The organism is uncultured Arthrobacter sp. (assembly GCF_947495145.1).
Classification (GTDB): Bacteria; Actinomycetota; Actinomycetes; order Actinomycetales; family Micrococcaceae; genus Arthrobacter_D.
Genome location: NZ_CANLXP010000039.1, coordinates 1 through 3781, shown reverse-complemented (window position 1 = coordinate 3781; position 3781 = coordinate 1). Strand labels below are relative to the sequence as shown.

3 protein-coding genes are annotated in these 3781 nt (G+C 61.9%); all 3 read right to left on the bottom strand.

Annotated features, from left to right (window positions below):
- Positions 1-87 precede the first annotated feature (87 nt).
- The 3 genes from Q0877_RS16965 to istA all read right to left on the bottom strand — a co-directional run bounded on the left by Q0877_RS16965 (position 88) and on the right by istA (position 3638).
- Positions 88-1044, bottom strand: coding sequence for an arsenic resistance protein (locus tag Q0877_RS16965; protein WP_299170024.1), 957 nt, complete (start codon positions 1042-1044; stop codon positions 88-90).
- A gap of 105 nt (positions 1045-1149) precedes the next feature.
- On the bottom strand, positions 1150-1977 hold the full coding sequence (istB, locus tag Q0877_RS16960; RefSeq protein ID WP_299170023.1) for an IS21-like element helper ATPase IstB: 828 nt from the start codon (positions 1975-1977) through the stop codon (positions 1150-1152).
- Positions 1974-3638 carry an IS21 family transposase gene (gene istA / locus Q0877_RS16955; RefSeq protein WP_299170021.1) on the bottom strand — a complete coding sequence of 555 codons (1665 nt, stop codon included), beginning with the start codon at positions 3636-3638 and terminating at the stop codon, positions 1974-1976. Before istA ends, istB begins: the two co-directional genes overlap by 4 nt.
- Positions 3639-3781: the final 143 nt, after the last annotated feature.

The window sequence follows — 3781 nt, the reverse complement described above, 5'->3', positions numbered from 1 at the left end:
TGATTGTGTCAACTAGTTCTGGCCCCGGCAGGACGGCGTGAACTGGCCCCAGCTGAGTGGGATGGAAGAGTGCTCGTGGTCCTGTGTTTATGCGTGGCTGGTGATGTTCGCTGGAATTAGGCGGGGTAGGGCTTTGACGTAGGTGACCATGCCGATGAGTTCGACGAGCGTTTGCGTGACGATCACCAGTGCTACCAGGGCTAGGGGTTCCGGTAGTGCCAGGGCCAGTGGGAGAACGACGAGGGAGTTCCTGGTCGCGCCGCTAAAGACCAGGGCGGTTGTGCTAGCCGCATCAAGACGAGCGATCCGTGCGGCGAGCATCCCGACGGGGACCATGATGACCAGGAAAACGATGTAGATCGGTATGACCGCGAGCAAAGAGCGTAGTTCCTGCCCGACGCCGACGATCTGGGAGCCGATCACGATCGCGAGGGTGGCCATCATGAGAGGAACCATGAGATTCTGCATCAGGTCCATCAGGTGACGAACTGCCAGGGCACGGCCTGCCCACCGCTGGGTTAGCGCGGCTGCCACCAGGGGGATGATGATCAGCACGACGAGGGCTTCGATGAAGGGCCCGGGCTCAATGGCTGAGACCAGATCCGGGCCGATGAAAATCAGCAGGTAGAGCGGTAGTAACAACATTTGGGTGAGCATCAGCAGTGGTGCGGCCGCGAGGAGGCGATCGCTGGATCCACCGGCTAGGCCGGAGAACACGATGACGTAGTCGATGCAGGGTGTGAGCAGGACCATCATCACCCCGATGAGGAGGGCCTGATCGTCGGCGACGAAACGGGATAGGCCGAAGACGACGACGGGCACGATGAGGAAGTTCAGGACCATGACGGTGGCCATGAACCGCCCGTCACGCAGGGCTTGACCAATTTTCGCGAAGGGTATTCCGAGGAACGTGGCGAACAGCAGCAGGCCCAGTACTGGATTGATCGATAATTCCAGTGGTTCAGCGGCTGCTGGGATCAGCCAACCGAAGAGGCCACCGGCGACGATGGCTGTGAGGTAAAGGGGAATTTGGTGCCGTTCCATGCCCTCCACGAGGCGTGCTGTGTTCACAGTCCCAGCCTAGAGGCTGTATCTCCACTGCTGATGGGCCCCCGATCTCTACCTGTTCTTCATGACGGCGGGGTTGGGTCAGTGGGTTAAATATTGGTTGCGGGTGTGGGCGAGACGGTAGGAGTCGGTGCCTGTTTCGATGATGTTCCCGCCGAAGGTGAGCCGGTCGACGATCGCTGCGCAGAGCCTGGGGTCGGTGAAGGTTTTTGTCCACCCGGAGAAGGATTCATTGGAAGCGATTGCCACGGAGTTCTTTTCCTCGCGTTCGGTGAGGACCTGGAAAAGTAGCTCAGCACCGCGGCGGTCGAGTTCCATATATCCGAGTTCATCGATGCAGAGCAGGTCGACCCGTCCGTAGCGGGCGATGGTGCGGGCCAGGATCTTTTCGTCGGCGGCTTCGACGAGTTCGTTCACGAGCCGGGTGGCGAGGGTGTATTTCACCCGGTATCCCTTCTCCGCGGCTGCGGTACCCAATCCAATGAGCAGATGCGATTTGCCGGTCCCTGAATCCCCGATCAGGCAGAGGGGCTGGCTTTTGCGGATCCAGTCCCCGGTGGCCAGGGAGTTGATCGTGGCCGGGTTGATGTTGGGGTTCGCCTCGTAGTCGAAGTCACCTAACCATTTATCCCGTGGGAAGCCGGCGGCTTTGACCCGTCGGACGGAGCGCCGGCGGTCCCTGTCGTCACACTCGGCCAGGAGCAGTTCGGCCAGGAATCCCTGATAGGAGAGTTGTTCCTTGTTCGCTGTGGTGATTGCTTCTTCCACGACTGCCCGGATCGTGGGTAAGCGCAGTTGCCGGCACGCTTGGTCGACGGCGGCGACAGCGGCTTCCTCCGTGAGGCCGCTGCGCCGGCGCAATGATTGGGAAACACCAGGAACAGTGATGGGCGACGCGGTGGGGGTCATGAGATTTGCTCTCTGGATGGTGTTGTGGTGGCTATCGGTGGCTTGAGTTTCAGGAGCTGGTCATATGCGGCCACGGATGGAAGGCTCCGGTTGTCCGCTGGCAGGCCTGCAATGACTGCGGCGGGATCGGCGAGCCGGCGTTGGGTGAGACTGACAACTCGCGGCCCGACAGGAACGGATGGAACGGGTGGATGACAATCGGGGTGGCCCCGCCGGGCCGCGGCTATCCGTGCTTCGACTGCCACCACATCAGCGGTGACCGCGCCCACTGTCAGGGCGGCGGTGAGTCCGGCGACGACGTCGTTGGTGTCCATGGAGCGGTGCAGTAGCAGGACGTCGATGAGTTCGCGGGTGCCTGCTGCGTCTCCGTCGGTCTTGCGGGCGGCGGCCCAGAAGGCTTCGTGGGCGTTGGTGAAGGTCCCTGCAGCGCGGGCTCGGGCAAGAGCAGTGGAGCCGGGCAACGCGCCGGGCTTGGTTTTCAGCACCTCCAGGTAATGATCCAGGTCAACGCTTTGCCCGCCCGTGGCGACGACCCGGGGATGGACCGCGATCAAGGATCGGCCCTCGAAGACCGCCAGCTCCGAAGCCCGCAACGAGACTCGCACTTTCCGGTTGATGAACCGGGCCGGGACGGAGTATTTCGCCATTCGCACCGTGATCATCGAGGAACGATCCACCCGCGGGGTGAGTACCAGCCCGGGATCGAACACTTCGGCCGGCAACGAAGAGAGCAGCGGCTTCTCGGTGAGGAAGTCGGCGCCGACGGTGCGCAGCCGGTTGCTGATCCTGCGCTGATCATCAGCCTCATCCCATGCCTTGATCTTCTCGTTGAGTTCGGCCAATGATCTAACGACCGGCATGGGGCTCAGATGGTTGCGGCGGAAGCGGCCGACTTCGCCCTCCACTCCACCTTTCTCGTGAGCACCCTCGATCCCGGGCTGGCAGTAAAAGGCGTCGAAGCCGTAATGGGAGCGGAACAATGCCCACCGGTCGTTCTCCACCCGGTTCCGTCCCTTCCCGTAGAGGACGCTTTTGATGGCGCTGGTGAGGTTGTCATACCGGATATGCCGGGTCGGAATCCCACCGATCGTGCTGAACGCTTCGATATGGCCCTCAAGGAACGCCTCCTGACCGCAGGACGGGTAGACCCGGTGAACAGCCTTCCCCGAGTGCGAGAGGCGGAAGACGAAGAGCTGGCACTTGGTTTTCACCCCGTTCAGGATCACCCACACATCACCGAAGTCCACTTCCGCTTCAGCACCAGGTGCATGGTCCTGCGGAACGAACACCTCACGGTGCCGGCCCGCCTCAGCATCAATCTCGGCTCGGCGGGCACGCACGTAATCACGGACCGTGGAATACGACACCTCATTCAGACCATGTTCATCGACCAGACGGGCAAGAACCCGCCGGGCGGTATGACGCTGCTTCCGCGGAGCCGACACATCCCCCAGCAGCATCGCATCAATCAATGGCTTGAAGGGTTCCAGCTTCGGGGAAACCCGCACCGGGGTCTTCCGTTCAGGAGGCTCCGCTGACTCCAACGCCGCCCGGACCGTACGGCGATGCACCCCATAACGGAACGCCAACGCGCGGATCGATAAACCCTCCACCCGGGCGTCCCTACGAATCGCTGCGAAAACCTCCACGCGTGCCCTCATCCTTGCCCTCCACCATTGGAAACAAACAGATGATTCCAACGCTGGGGTGGGGCCAACTCAAACCGTCACAAGAAGCCCGGCGAGTCGACAAGTGGGGCCACTTCAAACCGTCACACCGGGGCCACTCCAACCTGCCACAGCCA